Origin of the sequence: Kluyvera sp. EC_51, assembly GCF_019584505.1 — a bacterium.
Classification (GTDB): Bacteria; Pseudomonadota; Gammaproteobacteria; order Enterobacterales; family Enterobacteriaceae; genus Kluyvera; species Kluyvera sichuanensis.
The window spans coordinates 4,010-26,169 of record NZ_VDAG01000018.1; the positions used below are offsets into that span (position 1 = coordinate 4,010).

22 protein-coding genes, 1 tRNA gene and 1 pseudogene are annotated in these 22,160 nt (G+C 48.5%); 8 read left to right on the plus strand and 16 right to left on the minus strand.

The genetic code is table 11. The features are described from left to right. Positions 1-116: 116 nt before the first annotated feature. From FHC49_RS05575 to rdrA, 14 genes and pseudogenes are all read right to left on the minus strand, one after another. Positions 117-212: pseudogene (locus tag FHC49_RS05575) on the minus strand (TA system toxin CbtA family protein); the annotation flags it as partial. Positions 213-232: 20 nt separating this feature from the next. Then, entirely contained in the window at positions 233-550 is a 318-nt protein-coding gene (locus FHC49_RS05580) for a type IV toxin-antitoxin system YeeU family antitoxin (RefSeq protein WP_220439118.1), read from the minus strand. An 18-nt stretch (positions 551-568) separates the two neighbouring features. Beyond that, positions 569-790: a DUF987 domain-containing protein gene (locus FHC49_RS05585; protein ID WP_220439120.1), complete on the minus strand. Its 222-nt coding sequence runs from the start codon at positions 788-790 to the stop codon at positions 569-571. Positions 791-798: 8 nt separating this feature from the next. Further along, on the minus strand, positions 799-1,281 hold the full coding sequence (locus FHC49_RS05590) for a RadC family protein (protein ID WP_220439122.1): 483 nt from the start codon (positions 1,279-1,281) through the stop codon (positions 799-801). Between the two features lie 8 nt (positions 1,282-1,289). Next, the gene (locus tag FHC49_RS05595) at positions 1,290-1,748 is read right to left on the minus strand and encodes an antirestriction protein (RefSeq protein WP_181547638.1); all 459 of its coding nucleotides are present in this window, start codon (positions 1,746-1,748) and stop codon (positions 1,290-1,292) included. Positions 1,749-1,833: 85 nt separating this feature from the next. Continuing rightward, positions 1,834-2,070, minus strand: coding sequence for a DUF905 domain-containing protein (locus FHC49_RS05600; protein WP_181547640.1), 237 nt, complete (start codon positions 2,068-2,070; stop codon positions 1,834-1,836). Between the two features lie 77 nt (positions 2,071-2,147). Continuing rightward, positions 2,148-2,558, minus strand: coding sequence for a hypothetical protein (locus FHC49_RS05605; protein WP_220439124.1), 411 nt, complete (start codon positions 2,556-2,558; stop codon positions 2,148-2,150). A 66-nt stretch (positions 2,559-2,624) separates the two neighbouring features. Beyond that, the gene (locus tag FHC49_RS05610) at positions 2,625-3,062 is read right to left on the minus strand and encodes a hypothetical protein (protein ID WP_038434461.1); all 438 of its coding nucleotides are present in this window, start codon (positions 3,060-3,062) and stop codon (positions 2,625-2,627) included. Positions 3,063-3,103: 41 nt separating this feature from the next. After that, on the minus strand, positions 3,104-3,640 hold the full coding sequence (locus tag FHC49_RS05615) for a DUF4339 domain-containing protein (protein ID WP_181547644.1): 537 nt from the start codon (positions 3,638-3,640) through the stop codon (positions 3,104-3,106). 25 nt (positions 3,641-3,665) lie between these two features. Continuing rightward, the gene (locus tag FHC49_RS05620) at positions 3,666-4,376 is read right to left on the minus strand and encodes a DeoR family transcriptional regulator (protein ID WP_220439125.1); all 711 of its coding nucleotides are present in this window, start codon (positions 4,374-4,376) and stop codon (positions 3,666-3,668) included. Between the two features lie 208 nt (positions 4,377-4,584). Beyond that, positions 4,585-5,409 carry a DUF932 domain-containing protein gene (locus FHC49_RS05625; protein ID WP_220439127.1) on the minus strand — a complete coding sequence of 275 codons (825 nt, stop codon included), beginning with the start codon at positions 5,407-5,409 and terminating at the stop codon, positions 4,585-4,587. A gap of 96 nt (positions 5,410-5,505) precedes the next feature. Next, on the minus strand, positions 5,506-6,369 hold the full coding sequence (locus FHC49_RS05630) for a GTPase family protein (RefSeq protein WP_220439128.1): 864 nt from the start codon (positions 6,367-6,369) through the stop codon (positions 5,506-5,508). 217 nt (positions 6,370-6,586) lie between these two features. After that, positions 6,587-9,256, minus strand: coding sequence for an antiviral RADAR system adenosine deaminase RdrB (gene rdrB, locus FHC49_RS05635; RefSeq protein WP_047358926.1), 2,670 nt, complete (start codon positions 9,254-9,256; stop codon positions 6,587-6,589). Continuing rightward, a complete protein-coding gene (rdrA, locus tag FHC49_RS05640) occupies positions 9,256-11,943 on the minus strand; it encodes an antiviral RADAR system adenosine triphosphatase RdrA (protein WP_220439130.1) in 2,688 nt (895 codons plus the stop codon). Before rdrA ends, rdrB begins: the two co-directional genes overlap by 1 nt. 636 nt (positions 11,944-12,579) lie before the next feature. Here rdrA and FHC49_RS05645 point away from each other — a divergent pair. Genes FHC49_RS05645 through FHC49_RS05655 form a run of 3 tightly spaced genes read left to right on the plus strand, consistent with a single transcriptional unit; the run spans position 12,580 to position 18,401 of the window. Continuing rightward, positions 12,580-14,889 (plus strand): TerB N-terminal domain-containing protein, encoded by a 2,310-nt coding sequence (locus tag FHC49_RS05645; RefSeq protein ID WP_047359256.1) that lies wholly within the window; start codon positions 12,580-12,582, stop codon positions 14,887-14,889. 3 nt (positions 14,890-14,892) lie between these two features. Beyond that, on the plus strand, positions 14,893-16,209 hold the full coding sequence (locus FHC49_RS05650) for an ATP-binding protein (RefSeq protein WP_220439132.1): 1,317 nt from the start codon (positions 14,893-14,895) through the stop codon (positions 16,207-16,209). Further along, positions 16,206-18,401: a DEAD/DEAH box helicase gene (locus FHC49_RS05655; protein WP_047359258.1), complete on the plus strand. Its 2,196-nt coding sequence runs from the start codon at positions 16,206-16,208 to the stop codon at positions 18,399-18,401. Before FHC49_RS05650 ends, FHC49_RS05655 begins: the two co-directional genes overlap by 4 nt. A gap of 372 nt (positions 18,402-18,773) precedes the next feature. Here FHC49_RS05655 and FHC49_RS05660 read toward each other — a convergent pair whose 3' ends face one another. Then, on the minus strand, positions 18,774-19,751 hold the full coding sequence (locus FHC49_RS05660) for a hypothetical protein (protein ID WP_220439134.1): 978 nt from the start codon (positions 19,749-19,751) through the stop codon (positions 18,774-18,776). A 125-nt stretch (positions 19,752-19,876) separates the two neighbouring features. Here FHC49_RS05660 and FHC49_RS05665 point away from each other — a divergent pair, with 125 nt between their 5' ends. From FHC49_RS05665 to FHC49_RS05680, 4 genes are read left to right on the plus strand one after another with little or no spacing between them, the layout of a single operon-like run. After that, on the plus strand, positions 19,877-20,353 hold the full coding sequence (locus tag FHC49_RS05665; protein ID WP_045268639.1) for a RadC family protein: 477 nt from the start codon (positions 19,877-19,879) through the stop codon (positions 20,351-20,353). Between the two features lie 8 nt (positions 20,354-20,361). After that, positions 20,362-20,583 (plus strand): DUF987 domain-containing protein, encoded by a 222-nt coding sequence (locus FHC49_RS05670; protein WP_007893437.1) that lies wholly within the window; start codon positions 20,362-20,364, stop codon positions 20,581-20,583. Between the two features lie 19 nt (positions 20,584-20,602). Beyond that, positions 20,603-20,920 (plus strand): type IV toxin-antitoxin system YeeU family antitoxin, encoded by a 318-nt coding sequence (locus FHC49_RS05675; RefSeq protein WP_045268640.1) that lies wholly within the window; start codon positions 20,603-20,605, stop codon positions 20,918-20,920. A 20-nt stretch (positions 20,921-20,940) separates the two neighbouring features. Then, the gene (locus FHC49_RS05680; protein ID WP_045268641.1) at positions 20,941-21,282 is read left to right on the plus strand and encodes a TA system toxin CbtA family protein; all 342 of its coding nucleotides are present in this window, start codon (positions 20,941-20,943) and stop codon (positions 21,280-21,282) included. A gap of 161 nt (positions 21,283-21,443) precedes the next feature. Here the strand turns inward: FHC49_RS05680 and FHC49_RS05685 are convergent. Then, a tRNA-Ile gene (locus tag FHC49_RS05685) sits at positions 21,444-21,519 on the minus strand. A 126-nt stretch (positions 21,520-21,645) separates the two neighbouring features. Between FHC49_RS05685 and mug the strand changes: the two genes are divergently transcribed. Beyond that, a complete protein-coding gene (gene mug / locus FHC49_RS05690) occupies positions 21,646-22,152 on the plus strand; it encodes a G/U mismatch-specific DNA glycosylase (RefSeq protein WP_185668408.1) in 507 nt (168 codons plus the stop codon). Positions 22,153-22,160 lie beyond the last annotated feature (8 nt).

The window sequence follows — 22,160 nt, forward strand, 5'->3', positions numbered from 1 at the left end:
GGCTTTTTTTACGCACTGCGGTTAATGATTTCATGGATAGCGTCCACCATATTTGGTGTCCACTATCCTCTCAGGAATATCAGGATCTGCCAGACGGTGCTGAGACGACGCTTACGTTGTTCCAGCAGGCGTGTCAGTAACATTTGCCAGACAGCCACGGGCGACAGACAGGGCTTCGTCGCCCGTGAAATTGTAGCAGGTAGAGTTTTCATGTTTGCTCTCGTGAAATTCGTTAGCGTTGAGTGGGATAGACGGCGATGTATACATAGCCGCAACTGCCAAGAGTGTCGGCTTCGCAGGTGAAACCGTTGTGGTACAGGGTGACACAGTGGGCATGGCGGGGATTCATTTCACCAGTGGTCAGCATCGATTCCATCTGGCTGATAAAGTGCGGGAATGTTTCATCCAGCTTCCGGCATTCAGCGTCACTGAATTTACCGGTGATACTGGCCCGGTCAGCCAGATAGTACAGCCGGTTGTCCTCCTGTACCAGACGGGCTCCCAGACGCGGCGTGGTATCCCGCTGCAGGCCCCATGTAATGTTGCTCATTTATAACCACCTTTATTGTCAGTTCAGAGTGATACCCATCAGACAGGCATAGGGACCGTTGCGGTCCTGGCGGCGTTCGGCGTATACCGCCAGCACGCCGGGAATGTCAGGAACGGCCAGACCGGTGTAATGACAGATACTGCCATGCCACTGGTATCTGCCGGTGCAGTATCGAAAAATGCGGGAGGCCGGATGCTGACGGTAAATCGTCATCGCCCGGCGTTTACTGATAATTTTCATGTCATACCTCAAAGCAAACCGTGTTCAGCAAACGACAATATCTGCGTGCCACCGACAATGAGATGGTCAGGAACACGGATATCAACGAGCTGAAGCGCCTGCACCAGACGCTGCGTGATGGACTTATCTGCCTGGCTGGGTGTGGTGTCACCGGAGGGATGGTTATGCGCCAGTATCACTGCTGCCGCATTGAAGTACAGGGCGCGTTTGACCACCTCACGGGGATGCACCTCGGTGCTGCTAATGGAACCGGCAAACAGAGTTTCGTGGGCAATCAACTGGTTCTGCTGGTTCAGATACAGCACCATAAACTCTTCGCGCTCCAGCCCCGCCATTTTCAACCGAAGCCAGTCGCGGGCGGCCTGAGTAGAGGTGAATGCCACGCCTGTTTCGCGCAGGTGTCGGTCAAGCAGGGTTAAGGCGCGTTTTACAATATGTTTTGCGGTCAATGGAAGTGCCGGAGCCTGTGGGATAAGTGACTGTTCCATCATGAATATCCTTAATCAATAATGCGAAAAATGGCGTGGAATTCAGGATGCTGCAGGGCGTAATACCGCAGGCGGTAATAGTGCTCTGTCATGGCATCGCATTCGGTGCGACAGGCGTGATGGCTGTATTCAATCATGCAGATAGCAATACCTGCGGCTTCTGCGCTCATTTGCGCACCATTGCCGTTCATGCCGTTGAACAGATACCATTTATCGTCACCGTCAGCATCAGGGGCCATAAACGCGCCGCCATTACGGAGCGTGTAAAAGGACCAGATACCACCGCTGTACTCATCACAAAAGCGCTCCATCCAGGCGAAAATACGGGGTTCCAGCGATATCCACTGCGGGATATCGCCAAAATACAGCGGCCAGAAATCGAGACGCTGCTCGTCAGGTACCAGGGTTGCAGTAAGGTCAAATTGAGGTTCATTAGCGGACATCAATTCGCGCTTAGTTTGTGTCGTCATGGATATTCTCCGTCAATAAAAACGCCAGCGACGATGGCTGGCGTATGGGAAATAAAGGACATGCAGGGATGATGAATAGGTGTGGTCAGTAGGAGGATGCTCTGAGGATGCCTGACTTGCGGATATAACGGTTAAGCCCTTCACCAGCATCAGGTTCAAAGCACCACGCCCGCCAGACCATTCGACCTTCAGAGTCACGAACCACCAGGCGGAAGTGGCTGCGCTGGTCATCTTCAACAGCGATATTTTTATACCGGCGGGTAACCGCTTCAGCCTGCTGTCGGGTGAACGGTCCCGGTGGCAACATATGAGATTCAGACATTCGGTGTACCTTAAAAGCAAAAGCCCCTGACGCAGACGCGTTAGGGGCTTTGGGAGTATGCAGGTGTCGGGTGATTGTCAGTAACCGGTTTGTACCTTATACAGCCGCAGGGTTTTGCTGCCCCGTACAATTTTCACATACAGGGCATTATCTTTCGTGCCACGCACAAAACCGGCCTGCACATCGCCCTTACAGTCACCACCATCGTAAGGAATGTTGACACCGGTCTGGCGCACGAGGTCGATAATCCCGAAGCTTAAGTCTTCACAGGCCGGGCCCGGCAGGTCGTGAATCAGGGCAAATTTATGGTCGTCGCTGACACCGGTCAGTGAGCACATGGAGGTATTGATGTCGTTTCCCTGGCACCAGTACTCCTGGCCGGGATTGTCTTTATCCATAAGGCTTGCCGGAAGCTGAGCGGCACCGGCACTGAAGGCGGTAAGTGACAGAATGAGGGCGGGTATAGCAGAGGTCAGTATTTTCAGCATGGTCTTCGTCCTGAATTAATCCAGCCCACAGTGGGGCAAAATAAGAGTGGTTGATATCGGGTGTTATCAGAAGCGCCGGTAGCGAAACAGCTCTTTGCCCTGGTAAAGTGCCACCAGGTCGTCATATTCCGGCTTCTTCTGGTTGGGCTTAAAGGTCACTACCGTGCCCGGACGGCACAGGTCTTTTACGGTGAGACCGAATTTCTTGTCCGGAGTAATGGTGAATCCCTTCGACACATCGTTGTGCATGATAGTTATCCAGCCCCACAGGCCACCTTCGCAGTCTTTAAAAGGTGCTGAACGCACCGTGACCATCCCGCCCTGACGGTCAACAGACATGGCTTCGCATTTTCCGGTAACCTGACGATGCGCATCACACCAGAAAATATTCCCATTGTTGTCATTGACGACTGCAGGTAGCGTCCGGTTATAGGGCTGGGCCTGAGCCCCGGCACAAAGCAGAAGGCTGCCGGTAATGCCCAGTATTTTAATTAGTGTTTTCATTACGTTGGTCCTTAACAGAGAAAGTATCAGGTAGCGGTGATTCAGGCCCATACGGTCAGGGCCAGCATCACAATCCATACCCAGAAGTAAGCCGGTTTCTGACCGAGGGTTTTCGCCCGACGCCACAAATAGAACGGCACCAGCCAGGCCAGTTTGCCGAACATGGTGGTATCCACTCCGGCATTACGCAGGCGTCGCTCATCGAGATACCCCAGAGCGATATTGAGCAGCAGCGTGATAAACCAGTACTGCCCGCCCGAGACAGCCTCATATGCCTCGTCAAAAGACATTCCGTTCAGCCCTGCAGTCCACAGCTCGAGCGCATAACCAATGAAGGGAGCAAATGCCAGCGTCCATGCCACTCCACCCGGAATGCGGTTCCCCGGCAGCGCTGGTGGTGTGGTGCTGTGGAGTAGCGCTGAAGCCAGCGGGGTGGCGGAGACCGGTTGCCAGTCCGGCATGCCCTGTCGCCACACCAGCGTGGCAGCGGTGAGTTCACCGCGCGCAATCAGGCCAGTGATGTCGTCCTCGGTCACATTGTCGTGACGTATGCCATTTTTCTCGTAATGCCAGGTCATAGCTTTTCCTTCTTAACAGAGGTAATTAAATCATTGTGTTGTCCGGCTTCTCCTCAGAGGGACCAGGAGACAGGACTTCGCGGATACAGCTGAAGTGCGGAAGGGCCTGGATAAAGCCCGCCTGTGTGGTTAACTGGCAGAGACGTTTTCGCGGGGTAAAAGTGGTGTTCAGAACTGTCACCGCATGGATGGTCGCCAGAGGATGCACGGTGATATACCCGTTAAGTTCACCAGTGAGGTACCAGCAGCCGTCGAGTGATATCAGGCGGTATGGGGCCAGCCCGTCACAGCGCTCTCCCTCGGCCAGCAGCAGTACCCGCTGGCAGGCGGTAATGGCACTGACGAGACGGTAGAACACCAGTGAGATGGCCGGGGACACAGAATGTGGCGGCTGCCATACCAGACACGGCATCCCTCCGGCAGTGAGCAGCATGCCAGCCAGACGCCGGTCCAGCCCCGGAAAAATATCGGCCAGTCCTGCCCGGTGAGCAAAGGTCAGTGCATCCAACTCGCCCTGTACGCCCCCACCGGTGCTGCGCAGGCGGCATTGCCCCCGTCGATACTCAAGGTCGAGGTATATCAGCCGTTCGCGAAAATCCCGTCGCAGGGTACGGACTGACACACCAAACTCTGCAGCAAGCCGCGCCATGTTCAGCGTTTCACCGGCAACCAGGCGGCTGATTATCAGTGACAGCCTGACAGCCAGCCGGTCATGACGGCGCTCTGCCTGTGTCATCTTAAATCTCCGTAATAGTTAACTGACTGAATATGAAATGATTCTAAAGAGGGGGGCGGACAGGTTATGGACACGGGATGAACTATTTTTTATCTGCCTCCGGAAGCAGGCCCGACGCGGCACACCGTGAGATGCGGTGAAAAAACACTCAATCCAATGGAGGCAAAACGGACAGGGAGTGTCCTTTCCTAACATGCTGATAACAAGCTCAGGACTGAAACCCACTCAGCATCGCTTCAGCCATCACCCAGAGAGCCCGGTTGAGCCTCACATCTCCGTCGATACTACGCACGGCACGGGTATGCGTTCGCCCGCCTTTTGCACTCCGACCACTGAGCCCGCCCTTAATCAGGTTCTCCTGAATACGCTGGTATGTGGTCCATAGATCATTGCTCTCATCCTGCCAGCGGCGTGGGGATAGTATCTGAGGTGCTGTCACCGGCTGGTGGTCCTCACCGAAACGGTACGTCAGTGCAGCCTGTGCCAGAGCCTGTTGTGCTGGTGGCGGCAGCATCAGCGACTGCATGGCATCTCGCTTCTCTTCCACACGGTCAAAAATACCCAGCACTTCATACGCCCCCTCAATCACCTGACTCACGACATCTCCTTTGTGCGGCACCCGCACCTCGCCAAACGACTCACCGCAGACGAGTCCGTTCTGGCACACCGCACGGAATAATCCCGGCAGCATCTGATACGAGCTGGTGCCGTCATGAGAGTTGAGCAGAATGATTTCCGGGACTTGCTTGTCGGTAATTTGCCCCTCCCGACGCAGGCGCAGCATGTGCTTTGTGTGCTCGCGGCGACCTGGGTCACGCACTCTGGTCTGACAGGCAAAGAAGGGCTGAAAGCCTTCGCACTGCAGACTATCCAGCAGGGATATGGTGGGTATATATGTGTATCGTTCACTGCGGGATTCGTGTTTGTCCTCGCTGAAAACACTGGGCACTACACGAAATAGCTCTTCGCGGGTTAACGGACGGTCACGACGGATAAGATTTGATGCGCCAAAGCGCGAAGCCAGACGTGTCATAAGCAGACTCCTCATGATGGGAAAATAAAGACAGAAAAGCCCTGCCGCTCAATCGCGGCAGGGCTCAGGAAACTACGGGTTAGAGGGAGTAAGTGTTCAGAAGAAGAAATTCCAGACGGCACGAGCGACCGATACCACGGTGTCGCGTGCAGCCTGAATGATTGCCCGTATTGGGGGTGGTATCAGTGGCATGGAACTTATTGTGTCCAGTACCGAGCCGACCGTTTCACCAAAATCGTCACGCGCTTTTTTATTAACGGCATTGGTACGAAGCGGAGCACTAAGCTGTACTGCCACCGGACTGCTGGCCTCACGTGGTAAGCAACGGATCATCCGTTCAGACATCACCCGCAGCCCCCACTGCAAACGTACCGACACCGCACAGACAGGGTTTACAGGTTGGAATAGCTCATGTAACAGGCCGATTTTGCGGCTGATGTTTTGTTTCTGTTCAGTGGATAATTTATCACCACCGCTGGTGGGTTCAGCTTTATCTGCCTGACTGATAACAAATAGCATCTTATGCCGGTATGCCTCACCTATCACCTGTCGGTAAAAATATTCATCCACCGCCAGTGCCCGGTCATCGGCCTTAATCAGCCACAGTATCAAGTCGAGCCGGGGAAATTGTTCACGGTACAGCGTGGCATACTCGCTATCGCGAACGCCACTTTCGCCCACTCCGGGCAGGTCCACGATGGTCATATAGCGCTTTCCCAGCTGCAGGCGAAAGCACAAGGGCTCGCGTGTGCAGGCTGTAATATCATTGACTGGCGACACCTCCCCGGCAAACAGTGCATTGCACAAGCTGCTCTTACCCGCGCCGGTTTTCCCCATAATGCCTATTACAGGCTCGTAGTGGGTTAACTGATTTATCTGCTGCAGAATGCGTTCAGATACCCACTGGGGCAGACCAGAAAGCGAGTTCTGCATGGGCAGCAGGCCGTCAGAATTTTTCATCGCAACTCCTTTAAAATATAGAATAAAAAAACGGCAGAACAGTGAAGTTCTGCCGTAATGTTCAGAGAAATAATATATATTTGAATATTTTTAAAAGTTTAGTATTTGCTTTGATAGAGGAGTGCGCCGAATAATATAAATTGCATATTTTCGCGAAGACTTAGAGTCGCTAGACATAGTCAATTTAAAATTTTTTTTGGCAACATGCTCTCACTAATTAAATTGGCTCAAATACTTGCCGGTGGTTGCGATGAAATTGCTCAAGACTGTACTGTCGCAGTGTTTCCAGCCAGCGTTCGGCTACAGTGCGGCCAACCTTCAACTCCAGTGCAGCTTCACGTAACAATAGGAATTCTGTGCGTAGTGTAGTCGGCATAATACCGGGATCGTCGGTATTCACAAGCACTCGTACCGGCCCACGCCGCAAGCCATAAAGATTGGCTTCCGCACCGTTATCAAGTACAGATTCATCAGGTGGATGCCACCGGAAGATTGGGTGCTCAGCATGCGACTTTAACCGCGCAATATAAACATTGGATGTTGGATTAGCCTCTATGATTAGTCCCAACTGATCGTATTCGTTCAGCAACCAGTCCTGCAATGCATGCATAAAATCTAGTTCGGCTGTGGTTTCCACATCCTCGAGAAGATCGTTGTTGTGCTTACTACCAAAATGGGCTTGCACTAGGCTTTCATCACCCACTCGAATAACCACTAACTGTTTTTCCTTCCCACTACTCAACCATTCATGACGTGCAAAATACAGTTTACTTGCCATACTCGTACCATTGACTAATTGTTTATGGTCCGGTAGAGCGATACTTTCCTTTGATTGCAATGGCCAATCATTACGTAGTCCTTGCCAGCTGTAATGGCAGTTTCGTCGCAATAACCATGATGCAAATAAATCATCTGCTGTCGCGGATCTTAAAGGTGAACTATCAAAATCAGCAGGGCTAGAACCCAAACTATGTAGACTCATTGGATCCGGTACCTGCCACCAGCAGGACTCGCGCCAAAAACGGGCAATACGCCTAGTAAGCAGCGGTAATACCTGCTGAGCCAAGGGCAAACATGCACTCAGTAGGCTAGCGTGGTGCCATAGCCATACAAGATTATCCAGATGCTCATCAAGCGTCAGGATCATCTCACCTTGCCGTTTTGCCCAACGTTTGGGGTCAATGCCTAGCGCTAAGGCATGTCCTAGTCGATCTCCCTCGCGCATTTGACAAAACTGCACTGTTTCGTCTACATGTCGCATTCCTGAGGCGGGATGGGCGTAATCTTCTCCGGCATGGATGCTCAGATGAAAACCAGAGCAAGCCAACTCACCAGCCTGTTTCGATTTGAAGCCACTGCGCAGCCAGCGTAGTACCGGTGCAAACCATTCGATCTTCAACGCATTTTCATCACCAGCCACGTCCAACCCGCGAAACCATCGCGCTGGCTGAAAGCGGAAATTAGAGTTTAGATTTCCTCCCATGAATTCGGATGCAACCCAGCCAGACCCGCTTTGCAGATTACATACGAGGTCTTCAGCTTGTTTCCATAACCCCTTAATATCCGGTCTCGCATGCTGGTTTTTTTGATGTGTGGCAGAACGCAAGAAATGGCCGCAAAACTGCCACTTTTCCAGCGCGTGCATGCTCGCTAACGCCTTTGTATCCAGTGGTATCTCATGTTCGCCAAAAATATATGGTGGCTTGGGTAATTGCAGTCCTTCTCTCGCTATTAATTCTTTGGCGATTCTCTTAGCGAATTTTGGAGCAAAGACTGAAGGTGTGCTTTTTATCTCTGCCACGTCTCCCTGCCCCATCCATACACGCTGGACTCTGCTTGCAATATCACCTCCACGTCCAAGTGCTGGTTTGAAGTAACGTTCAACAAAACGTGTTAGCCCTTGACCATCCATAATCAGAGTACGGCGTAGAAGGTTAACGGTCTGCCAAAAGCACAAAGTGGCGGCACGTTGGAGTGGGTGGGTATTAGGTGAACGGTAGAGGCTGCACAGATACAAATATAGCCATAACCAACGGTTGGCTCGACCATATTGCATAGTACGAGCGAATTCACCCAACAGCCATTCGGACGAACCAATTTTAGCCGCAACGAATCGATTGGCGAGCACTTCCCAGTTGGGTAATTCTTTTGGTTCATCCATTCGAGTGGATAGGGTATTAAGAATACTTGGCCATCCTTGCTCCTTATCAAGGAGCAAAATCAATAACTGCCGCGCCCTTCTTTGTAGAGGCTGCAAAATCTCGTGTTGTTCTTCTTGCCAAAATCCATCTCTTTGACTAAGTGTCTTCTCATTTTTGCTCAATAAATGACCATCAAGGATAATGCAATCAGTAGTGATCCCTCCCCAATGTACATGCCCTTCAGCAAAAGGCTGGGAGGGATTGCTCGAAGGTGCGAAAAACGTTGTTTGGGCAGATAGAACGCGGTGAATATCATGGATGGCTGGCTGCGGGATATCTTCCAACCACTGAGCCAAGTGCCAACCAACCAGAAGAGTTGGATCCAACCCTGCCGCAAGACGCACATATGCCTTAACCTCACGCTCTCGGTAACTGAGCAGATCGCCATTTCGCAGCAATAGTCGTTGTTGTAAGTCATGCAGCCAAGGTAACTCTGGTGTCAGCAACAACTCACCAGCACACATTTTCCCCATCAGCTGACGAACATCGGTAAGTCGATGCTCTCTCGGATAACGAGCCTCTACACCCTCGACTAGTAAATGGTAGAAACGATCTTGAAGTTTTTCCCAAAAACCAGCTATAAATCCTTCAGATGTTGGCTGTAAACTTTGCCACAACCATGCAGCCAATCTTTCATCACCATAAAAGCATTCGGCGGCGTGTTCGCTTAGGGTTCTCTGGAGCATTAGCTATTATTTTCCGGATGCAATTTAGTTAACCGTGTTTTGAGATTTTTCACGATAATATCATTTACCCCAAATTGAGCTTCAAGATTTTCCAAGAGCTCCCTTGCTGAATCAGGATCATCTTTTAGTTGAAGTTCGATTTTCGTCCAAGGGATCCTGTCTGTTTCAGGTAAATTAAGTTCTTCTAACAATACCTCTTTGGCAGTGCGTACAGAGGGCCATTCAACCTCAATCAACTCATCAATCCATTTTCTCAGAGGGTGTTCTGCCAGACAATAACTGATAGTTCGGGTACTTTTTCCGTATGTACTTCGAATTTGGTAGGGCTCATTATCATTTTCAATTTGCGAATTACTAGGTGCAAAAGGGCCCACATTGATGTTGAAATGGTCATTCTTTTCAAAATTATTTAGTTTGTCTGCATTTAGATTGGTAGTTGCAACCACATTAGGTAAACCAAATAATTCACCTTTTTCAAAACTGCCAAATGCAGACCAAGTTGCGTAAAAAGTATGAGCCACCATATTCATTGCAATCCCAACATTTTTCATGCCACTAGGGATTTTCTCGTTACTAGCAAGTTGGCTATATACCTTGTTAAACACTTTATAGACCAGCCAGGGTGAAAGTTCGACTTGCTCAAGATTGTGCTCTTTGCGCCAATTATCAATATCATTTTGCAAAACAACAATTGGATCAAATTCATCACTAGGCTCTGCTACTGTTTCCGCTTCACCAGTTATATTTTGTACTCCTGTTGTGCTTCTATTTTCAGTCTTTAAGTAATCAATCAACAGTGTTTTAGTGGGGGCCAATGCTCGGGTGGAAAAGAATGGTGCACGACTCAATATAGTCTGCAAGTCTTCACGAGAAATAGGGCCTGCAATACTGGAAATAATTAGTTCAAAGATACGACCAATATTCAGAAGCATGGTTTGTTTAGCATTGGTATAGAAGTTGTACTGAACAAGCAGGTTGATCAAAAATGTAGCCTTCTTCTTCCCTTCATCATTTAGAACAATCCTCTCAATCATACCTTGATAATCCCATGCTGTAGCTGCATTAATGCCGACTTCTGCCACAGGATAAGGTAAAATGGTTTGATGAGATTTTAGACCAATAAGCCATTCTTCAGGTAAGCGTTCTTCCAGTGCACTTGCCCATGCTGATAGATCAGAAGTTTTGTCAAAAAAAGCAAGATTAGCTGTATTATGTGTTAGTGGTTGGAATAGAGGTGTATCAAAAATACTGCCTTGACGTACTAATGAATCAGTATTTGTCCAATTTTGCCAGTATTGTTTGGCGATTAGCACCAGATAAACCGCACCAGCTTTGGATTCAAAACGGAAATAGTCCGCCATTTTTACGGCCAGATCATTTTTCGTTATGTTGTTTTTATTATCATTCTCTACCTTGTCAAATGAATAATCAACTGGCGATAGTTCTTTCATTTTTTCGGTAAATAGTTTGTACGCATCGGTATACTCTCGCTTTGATTTTTCGCTTAGCTCTTTATGCTTATCCTGAAACGCTGCTATTACTTCTAATGGCACCGTTGGCATCTGCCAAACTCGGCGAACTTCCAATTCATTTTTAGCGGTACGAATTGCATCAGGTAATAAAGCAATAAAACTGCTGCAATGGCCAATCAGTTGGGTTAAGCTGCGAATAGACGGTATTGGTAAAATAATACGGCTATCCTCTTGTCCATTTACAGGTCCAGATATAAAAATTTCCAACCAGGCGATGAAATTACGCAATGGCATAATGTCACCGAACTTTTCGCTACGTAAATAGATGTCTGTCTGTTGCCAATAGCTGCTGACTGCTGGCATAGTCAGTCTACGCGGGAAAGGTAGAATTTTTCTTTGGTATTCTTCAGCTAATTCCAGTGACCTTTCATACGCTGACTCCGCTAGGTAGTCCGAGTCTTTTATCAAACGTCCATGGAAATCACGCCAAGTCACTTCATGATATAGAGCCCGGTCACCACTGACGATTGGTAGTACATAAGGCGTTGTCATATAGCGGCGGATTATTTCTAGGTTTTCAAAAGCTCGATTAAGAGAAGTGTCTACGTCGTCAATCGGTAGAACCAGCAGCTTTTTACCTAGAAGATGCACAGCTTCACGAAAAAAGTCTTGCACGCTGTCGGCTAGGTGTTTATTACCATACATAGCACGTACTTTGTCCATGCCAGAGTGTTCTTTCTGTGTATCGACCGCTTCCAACGTGTGTGCGAGCTTGTCTAAAGCTCGGTTGAGCGCACGTGACTGTTCAGGTTTGTTGCATTGAGCCTGTTTTATCCCATCGTCGTGCAGAACTGCCGCCACTATGATATGAAGGAACAATGATTCGCCGTCCTCCAGAAGGGTTGGATCGATCGGTTCCATAATGTGGATATCTGAAAGCAGATCATTATGTTCCAGTTCAAGATAACGTTTGAGGTTTACCAGCACGGCTGTTTTGCCAGTGCCACGTGCTCCATCGATCGAGATAGCATTGTGTGCTCGCAACTCGTTTAATGATTTGTCTTTTGCCTCGATTGCACGATTCCTCGCTTGCCGGATCAGTACTGCCAATTGCTCGTAAATTTCCTCACGAGGTAGCAAGGTATTGGCGTCATGAAGCACGGCAGTTTCGCCGACATTGAGTGGGATATATTTGTTTTTCTCTTGCTGAGTCATATGCGGCACCTGGTATAAGCCTCTCGGCAATATGCCGCGGCATGTAATAACTATCTATTATCTTACAATTAACGTCGTAAAGATTGTTAGATGACAAAAGTATTTTCATGATTGATATTCAGATTACTGACATAAGTCAGCGGAGATACTTAGTTATATGTGATCTATGTCTCATTTTTAAGTCACGGAAATGCCACCAATGTCCGCTTTGGTATTAAGAGGGCAAAGTGAATTGCTTCTTGCCCCATGAGTGAAATGGGGAGATTAGAGATGATGTTGATCTGGCCTAAAAGATTTTGCAGCTAAACACATTGTCACTCTGCTCAGCGTATCGGGAAGTTTCACGATGTAGCGACCAGCTCTAGCTCTTTGGAGCAATCGCTTGCATATTAAAGCAGCAGCAACACAACCCGATTCGGAGGCGAATAGCCCAACAGAAATTCGTACATTTTGAACACACCTTCTGGTTCACATGCTTAATCAATAATTATTTCTTTTAAATCAATGAATTAATTTTGATTGCATTTTGGTTTGAACCCTTGCGATTTAGACGTATTATTTTAAGATTAATCCACTTGCCCAACCTTCATTGCTGCTTGTGAGTGTGCGTGAGGAATGATTTTAAGGTTATATATCATGGAGTTATTGAAGTTTCTGGCAGCGATTTTAGTAATTTACTTGTTGTTTTTTAGAAAGAAAAAACGTAAATCTCCAAAGTCTTATGCTTCAAGCCCCGTGAAAGCACCGCCAAAAGAATGGATCGCTGACATCAAGAAAAAAGAGACGGTTGTGCGAAACGATGATAGTGAAGATAACAACCTTGCAACCTTTACATTGAGTGGTGGCCGGGGTGTTGAACTTCGGGAGACAACCAATCATTACCAGAGCACCTCAAAGTCAGTAGGTGCATTAGCTCGCTGGGTACTTCCGGGTGAAATGATAACTGTAGCTGGTGTAACAATTAGCGGTGGCCACATTTACATGGGGCAACGTATGAAGCCCTCTAGTCAGGAGTCAGGCGGCTATTATGACGATGGAAGTGAGGCATCATTAATTGATGATACATGTAAGATACAACCCACTTCGTATCTTTACGAAGACAGTTCATTAGGATACTGGCCCAGTTTTTCCTCTCTTTCCCCTGAAGCACGCGGTGCGTATGTTAGTTGGCTTGCCAGCGATAGGTCCGACCCATCGTGTCCTATAGGCTATGTTTTTATATACCTCTACGGTCTGGAAAGAAAAGCGCTTGTAGATTCCACTTACCAAAAATTCCCTGCTGCTGAGTTCAGCAGCCTGTTCAATGAAGTCGCTCGGTTAAGATCGGTATTCATTGAGAACCGCTCCTTCCGTGTATATTCGACGCAATTGCTCGAAGCCATGTCTATTCTGCGTCCGGATTTGGGTTTAACCACTGTGCTCGATAGCGATTCTGGTTTCAGCAACGGCATGCAATTTAAGCTGGCTCTGGCAAAAACTGTACATGAAGGAGTTCCTGTATCAGCTGAACTGGCATTGAACTGGGTAATAAACCATACCGAGTATTCGCTGCGTACCCCGGCTCGCCGCTGTGCTAAAGAGTTTGCTGCGCTTTTCAAACGGCGTTACACCCTCAAATATGGTGAAGGGATGGTCGTTAAGGCGAATAAAACGCGCCTAAGGTTAGATTACACACCAGCAAGTCCTAGTTTGCGAGGTGTCCGACTTCCTGTTCCTGACCTGCCTGATCCAAGTGCATTGAAGGGACCTGTCCAAAAAATTATGGCCCTTGCTGACATATGTACAGATGAACTTGATGCTTACAGTCGCTACCTTGGCCGGAAAGGTACGTCAGTCAATGATACGGCTGCAATTATGTTGCTCCCTTCAGAGATCGTTAATGAAAGCGCAGAAAAAATATTAAGCTCATTCAAACGCTGGGCTGATGAGGCGATCCTCGAAAAAGAGGGGCGAGTATCAGTTGCTGACTTTTGGGCACATATGAATGCCAGCTGTCCAACTAAAATCAATAAAAAAGAGGCCGACTTGATGCAGGCCTTTGCTCTGAAGATGGGTTACGGTCTGGCACCTGACCCGTATTATCACCATGTGAAGGCGGATGTTGATGGGACACTTGTTCTATTCCCTGCCGCCGAAGGTGGACGCTTCTCACCTTCTCCTGAATTTATCTCAGCAGTAATGACGCTCAGATTAGGGGCGATGGTCGCCTTGATTGACGATTCCCTTGATCAAGCTGAACAGAAAGTTCTTGAGAATGCCATCAACAACAATCCTGTCTTCACCGATGATGAAAAGCGCTCTCTACATGCGTACTTAACGTGGCAACTTCATACCCCAGCCAATATGACGGGAATGAAAAGCAGGGTTGAGTTGATGGGGGCTGCGGAAAAGGCTGCTGTGGGTAAAGTTATCGTTAGTGTTGCCTGCTCAGATGGAACAATAGCGCCTGCCGAAATTAAACAGCTTGAGAAGATTTATTCAAGTTTGGGTCTGGATCCCTCATCTGTCTCGAGCAATATCCATCAGCATTCTGCAACTGAACATGATCTCGTCTCGTCTGTACCAACTGATCAGCCAACGGCAGGGTTCACACTGGATGCTAATGTACTTGCCCGACACGAATCTGCCACGGATGATGTTCGTAAATTACTGAACACAATTTTCACCGAAGAAGAACCGGAAGAGCCAGAAAGCGCACCTGCCTCATTAACGGAGGCGGGGGGCCTTGATTCCGCACATAGCCAGCTTTATCGCAGTTTGCTGGAGAAAGAACAGTGGTCCCGGAAAGAGGCGACAGAATTGTGCGGAAATTTGAACTTGATGCTCGGCGGTGCGCTTGAGGTGATCAATGACTGGTCCTATGCGGTGGTTGATGCTCCGGTACTGGACGATACCGATGATGATATCTGGGTTGACCTGGAAATTGCCAAAGAATTAGAGGGATAGTGAATGTCTGTAACACGTATAAGAGTGAAAGAACGCGACGCTATTATTCAGTCACTTAAGTCAGGTGTAACGCCAAGGATAGGCATTCAGCATATCCAGGTTGGCCGCGTGAATGAGATCACCGCTCTCCATCAGGATATTGAGAGGATTGCTGACGGTGGTGCAAGCTTCAGACTTATCATCGGTGAATATGGTTCTGGTAAAACGTTCTTTCTGAGTGTTGTGCGCTCTATTGCGCTGGAGAAGAAGTTGGTGTCAGTCAGTGCTGACCTTTCTCCTGACAGACGTATTCACTCATCGGGAGGTCAGGCTCGTAATCTTTATTCTGAGCTCATGAAAAACATGTCCACCAGAAACAAGCCGGATGGTAATGCGTTACTTAGCGTTGTTGAAAGGTTCGTTACGGAGGCAAGGAAGGAAGCTGACACGGACGGCTCCGAGGTTTCATCAGTTATTCATAAACGCCTGGCAGCACTATCAGATATGGTCGGTGGATATGACTTTGCGAAGGTCATTGATGCATTCTGGCGGGGGCATGAGCAGGATAACGAAACGCTAAAATCCAATGCCATTCGCTGGTTGCGTGGAGAGTACAATACTAAAACTGATGCCCGTCACGATCTCGACGTTCGGACTATTATCTCAGACGCTTCATTCTATGACTCTTTGAAGCTGATGAGCCTTTTTGTCCGCCAGGCTGGCTATGCCGGTCTTTTGGTCAGCCTCGACGAAATGGTGAACCTCTTTAAACTGAATAATACGCAAGCAAGAACAGCGAACTACGAACAGATTTTGCGGATCCTGAATGACTGCCTGCAAGGTTCAGCCGAGAACATTGGTTTTATCCTCGGGGGGACGCCAGAGTTCCTTTTCGATCCGCGCAAAGGTCTTTACAGCTATGAGGCGCTCCAATCACGTCTGGCGGAAAATCGGTTCGCGCAAAAAGCAGGAGTGATTGACTACTCGTCTCCTACTTTGCATCTTGCCAGCCTCACCCCTGAGGAACTGTATATTTTACTGAGAAATCTTCGCCATGTTTATGCAGGCGGAGATCCAGAGAATTATCTGATTCCAGATGAGGCACTGACTGGATTTCTGCATCACTGTAGTAAAACCATTGGAGATGCTTACTTCCGTACCCCCCGTAATACCATAAAAGGTTTCTTGGACATGCTGGCCGTGCTGGAACAAAACAGAACGATGAATTGGCAAACACTAATCGAGGGTGTGGCGATTGAAGAGGACAGGCCCAGCGATATGGATGACGCCATTGTAGAGGAAAGCGATGACGATGACGGACTGGCGAACTTCAAACTATGAGCAGTGCCTATGATAGTCTCGATCCTCGCGTCCGTAAGTGGGTTTACAAGCAGGGGTGGTCTACATTAAGGCCCTTGCAGGAGAGTTCTATCCCGGCAATTTTAGCCCGTGATCGAGACGTGCTAATCAGTGCAGGCACAGCAGCGGGTAAAACAGAGGCTTTCTTTCTTCCTGCCTGTTCGGCAGTTGCAGATCTCACTAATGGATTTGGCATCGTCTATATCAGTCCGTTGAAGGCATTGATTAACGATCAGTACCGTCGTCTTGAGAGCCTTGGAGATGCATTGGAAATGCCAGTGACTCCCTGGCACGGGGATGTGCCACAAAGCAAAAAGAAGAAGGCTCGGACAAACCCTGCTGGCATTTTACTGATTACACCTGAGTCACTTGAGTCTTTGCTCATAAATTCAATGGGCTGGCTCAAACAGGCGTTTTCTTCAGTCGCATACATCGTTATTGATGAGTTTCATGCTTTTATTGGCTCAGAGCGTGGTGTACAGCTGCTTTCTCTGCTCAATAGAATTGACCATGTGCTAGGACGCCAGGTAAATCCAATTCCCCGCGTTGCGTTGAGTGCCACGCTGGGGGAACTGGAGAAAGTGCCCGAAATGTTGCGCCCGGACAAACGACTTCCCTGCGTAACTGTTACAGATAGTAATAGCACGGCCACTCTTCAGGTACAGGTCAAAGGGTACCTGGAGCGAGTGAACCAAAAAGAGGAAGAACTTCAGAGTTCAGCTGAACATGACGTTTGCGCTGACATTTTTAGACTTTGCCGTGGCGATTCTCATTTGGTCTTTGCAAACAGCCGAAAGCGCACTGAAAGTATTGCGGCAACGCTGAGCGACATGTGTGAGGAACAAATTGTTCCGAATGAATTTTTCCCCCACCATGGTTCCCTTGCCAAGGAATTACGTGAGGCGCTTGAATCTCGTCTTCAGAAAGGTAATTTGCCCACAACTGCTGTTTGTACAATGACGCTTGAGTTGGGAATTGATATCGGTAAGGTTAAGTCGGTTATCCAAGTTACGCCTCCGCATTCTGTTTCCAGTCTGCGTCAGCGTATGGGACGTTCTGGGCGACGCGACTCCCCATCAGTTCTAAGAATGCTAATTACAGAAAATGAGCTTACTGTAACTAGCAGTATCGTTGACCACCTACGGCTGCAGTTGGTCCAGTCGATGGCAATGATCAGATTGATGATCTCTAAACAATGGTTTGAACCAGCAGATGCTCGACAGATGCATTATTCCACGCTGTTGCACCAGATTCTTGCTATTACGGCACAATGGGGCGGAGTTCGTGCCGACCAGCTCTGGTCACAACTATGCCAGACAGGGCCGTTTAGAAATGTAGATTTAAACGATTTCAAAAGTCTGCTTAAACATATGGGAACCTGTGGCCTGCTCACTCAACTTGCTAGCGGCGAAATGGTTGTTGGGGCAGAGGGTGAGAAACTGACTAACCATTACACGTTTTATGCCGTGTTCAATACACCGGAAGAGTTCCGCATTGTCACCGGAAACAGAACCCTTGGAACAGTGCCTGTGGACTCCCCACTGCTACCAGACCAACATATCATCTTCGGTGGGCGGCGCTGGAAAGTGACAGAGATCGAGACAGAGAAAAAAGTTATCTATGTAGAGGCGACCAAAGGCGGTCAGCCACCACAATTTAGTGGGGGAGGAATGTCTGTTCATGATGCCGTACGTCAGGAAATGCTCGCTATCTATAGGGAAAGTGATTACCGCATAGCGATAGGTAGCAAGAGAGTCGATTATGCCGATTCTGCCGCCAGAAATCTATTTGCTGAAGGCTGTAGTAACTTTCGGCATTATGACCTGCAAAATGAATATTTTATTACGAGCGGGCAACACTGTTACGTAATTCCCTGGATGGGGGATAAAGTTGTGAATACGATTACAGCCTTGCTCCTACGCTGTGGTTTTAAAGCAAATTCGTTTGCTGGTGTTATAGAAATCGATAATTCAAGTGTAGCTTCCGTTCAGCACGCGCTTAAAGAAATACTGTTGTCAGGCTTGCCATCTGCATTTGATCTTGCTACAGATGTTCCAGAAAAGCACTTGGATAAATATGATGATTATTTACCAGAATCCCTTCTTGCGAAGGGATTTGGGGAAAGGGCGTATGATATAGCAGGTGCACGCATCTGGCTGCAAAAAAATCTTTAGTAATATAATGTTGTATTTAGGGTTTAAATAAGTTAACTATATCCTAAATTTATTTACCTGTTGATTTGCTAGGCTTCAACCCCGGGGGGTTGCCAGGTGTATCTTTATTATCACGTCGACGTTGATCCGGTTTTCCTGTCGATTTAACAATTGGCTTTGGACCTGGTTTTAGACCCATGATAGTTTTCCTTTTGAAATTTAAGAGAAAGACTCTCAGCATCAATATTATTGATGTTTTGAAAATTATCAATGGAAGCGAGCAATGTTTCAATAATTAACTCTAAATATGCGAACAGTGTCAGCTTTAGGGACTAAGTGGTTAGATCTGATGGAACTGACCACTTAGTCCCAAAATATAATATATTTATAAGTTTAAGGGCTAACGATAACTCTTATATCCGATCCGGAAATACTTTTAATGTATGAGTAACTCGTTCCAAGCACTGCTAACTGACCGCTAGAAATTTTTGTAGCTGAAATAGCAGGTTGTACTATAGCAAACCTGAAAACCAGTTCGTGATCATGACACTTATTTCGCAATATCTCGAGTTGTTCTGGGAGTCCTTTTAGGATTCTATCAAAACCGATTGGAAGCGACTTTTGATAACGATCCATCAAACGATCAAAAAACTTCTCACCCGTATATAACCATTTTACAGATCTGGATGCCTGACCACACACTTCGTAAACATCGTTCACGCGGGCTCCTGGTATAGCCACTCCATCAGTCAAGGAACAATATTTGCAGTGAAATAAATCAATATGAATGACATTTTTACTTTCACGAATTGCAACGAGATCGGCGATTTCACCTGCACCATCATCATTGAATACTATACTGTAATCATCAGCAATCTTGTTGTAAGTAAATCCCTGTACACTATCAAAGCGTTTTTCTGCACGCATTGATTCCTGATGAATTTTAGTTGTCCCCCAATCCCATACCTCAAGTAGAGAGATTGGCAGTTTTATATCTACACTGTTGGGCGAGAAATAACGATAATTACCTAGAAGCATTGACCCATCGACACTTAGTAGCACCAGTGGTTCGCTATCCAAGTATTCATCTAACGGAACCTCTTGAGATAATGAAATTTTCAAACCGGGGCAGTGTGTTTTGTAGCCATCCTCCAATAGCTTAATATTGATCTTTGTAATTAGATGTTCCAATCCATCTGTATCTGCGACGTACACAGGAATACTTAAAGTTAGGTCATCATCATAATTTGGCTTGCCCAGAACAATATCAAGAAGGTTGAACCTCTCTCCCTGAAAAATAAGAGATATTTTTTGTTCATTCTCGATTGCTATGGACTCAGGCTGACCTGCCCCCACGATTAGATACAACACTCAGTTAGTAACGTCGGAATCTTCATTCTCAGAATGACCCTTTCTCCAGCCCGCTGCAAATTCAGACGGTGTCTGATAATTCAGACGCCATTCTGCGTATTATCGACTGACCGAAGGAGCAACAGATGAAACAGCTTTCCTTTTTACCCGGCGAGATGACGCCACAGGACCGGCGTCTCATTCAGCGGGCGCTCAGGGCGCTGGACCGGCACCTGCATGAACCCGGGGTGGCCTTCACCTCCTCACACGCTGTCCGTGAATGGCTGAGACTGCATATGGCCGCACTTGAGCGGGAAGAGTTCCGGGCGTTGTATCTGGACAACCAGAATCAGTTGATTGCCCATGAAACGCTCTTCACCGGCACGATTAACCGTACTGAGGTGCATCCCCGGGAAGTGGTCAAACGTGCTCTGCACTTCAATGCCGCAGCAGTAATACTGGCGCATAACCATCCTTCCGGCGAGACGACACCCAGCCTGGCTGATAAAACCCTCACGCAGCGACTGGTGCAGGTGCTTCAGTTGGTGGATATCCGCGTTCCTGACCACCTGATTGTCGGCGGCAGGCAAATCTATTCGTTCGCAGAACACGGTCTGCTGTGAGGTATGACATGAAAATTATCAGTAAACGCCGGGCAATGACGATATACCGCCAGCATCCTGAGTCCCGAATCTTTCGCTACTGCAGTGGAAAATATCAGTGGCACGGTAGCGTCTGTCATTACACCGGCAGGGACGTTCCGGATATCACCGGAGTCCTCGCGGTATACGCCGAACGCCGCCAGGACCGTAACGGGCCCTATACCTGCCTGATGAGCATCACCCTGAACTGACAATAAAAGGAGAGCCGCCATGACCCACATCATCTGGGGCCTGCAGCGGAATATCACGCCGCGCCTGGGAGCCCGTCTGGTACAGGAGGGCAACCGACTGCACTACCTGGCTGACCGGGCCAGCATCACCGGTATGTTCAGTGACGTCGAATGCCTGAAGCTGGATGACACATTCCAGCACTTTATCCGCCAGATGGAATCGATGCTGACCACCGGTGAACTCAGCCCCCAACATGCCCACTGCGTCACCCTGTACCACAACGGTTTTACCTGTGAAGCCGACACCCTTGGCAGTTGCGGCTACGTATACATCGCCATTTACCCCACTCAGCGTTAATTACCTTCACGAGAGCAAACATGAAAACTTTACCTGCAACAACTCTGCGGGTGGTGAAGCCCTGCCTGTCACCCGTGGCTATCTGGAAAATGTTACTGACACGCCTGCTGGAACAGCACTATGGTCTCACCCTCAACGACACACCGTTCAGTAAGGAACGTGTTATACAGGAACATATCGATGCCGGGATCTCGCTGGCTGATGCCGTGAATTTTCTGGTGGAAAAATACGAACTGGTGCGTATCGACAGGAAGGGGTTTAGCTGGCAGGAACAATCCCCTTATCTCCGGGCTGTAGACATTCTGCGAGCACGGCAGGCAACTGGCTTGTTGCGGCAAAGCCGTAAAAATTTGGTACGGTGAATATTACAGGCAGTGCTACTGGCTTTCATCACTATCCGGGGATGCTGGCAGCGAGATGAAGAGGGCAGGGTAGCAATTCCTTACCTGACCCATTACCTGACCCAAATTGCATCCAAAGAAAAAGGAGTTAGACGATTTCTCATCTAACTCCTTGTTTTATCTGGTGGCCCCTGTTGGGTTTGAACCAACGACCAAGCGATTATGAGTCGCCTGCTCTAACCACTGAGCTAAGGGGCCAGGTAGCGGACGATTATAAAGTAACAACGGGCGCCAATCCAGCGTTAAGCGTGCACATGCTGTTTTTATAAACAATGCATTTTCAATTCGTTATACTGATCTCACGATGTATTGGTCGAGAAAATTATGGTTAAGGATATTATTGATTCGGGGCTGCGGGTGCTGTTCTGCGGCATCAACCCGGGGCTGTCATCTTCTTCTCTGGGCTATCCCTTTGCCCATCCGGCGAACCGCTTCTGGAAGGTGCTACATCTCGCCGGTTTCACCGAGCACCAGCTCAAGCCGGAAGAGGCGGAGCAGATGCTGGCATTCCGCTGTGGCGTGACCAAGTTGGTTGAGCGCCCGACGGTACAGGCGAGCGAAGTTACCCTGCAGGAGTTGCGCAGCGGCGGGCAGGAGTTGATTGAGAAGGTTGAGCATTACAAACCTGCCGCATTAGCCGTTTTGGGCAAGCAGGCCTTTGAGCGCGGCTTAGGGCAGCGCGGGGCGACGTGGGGCAAGCAAACGTACATGATTGGTGATACCGAGGTGTGGGTGCTGCCAAACCCGAGCGGGCTGAGCCGAATTACGCTGGATAAGCTGGTAGAGGCGTATCAGGAACTGGACGTGGCGTTGAAGGCGCGCGGGTTATAGGCGTTGAG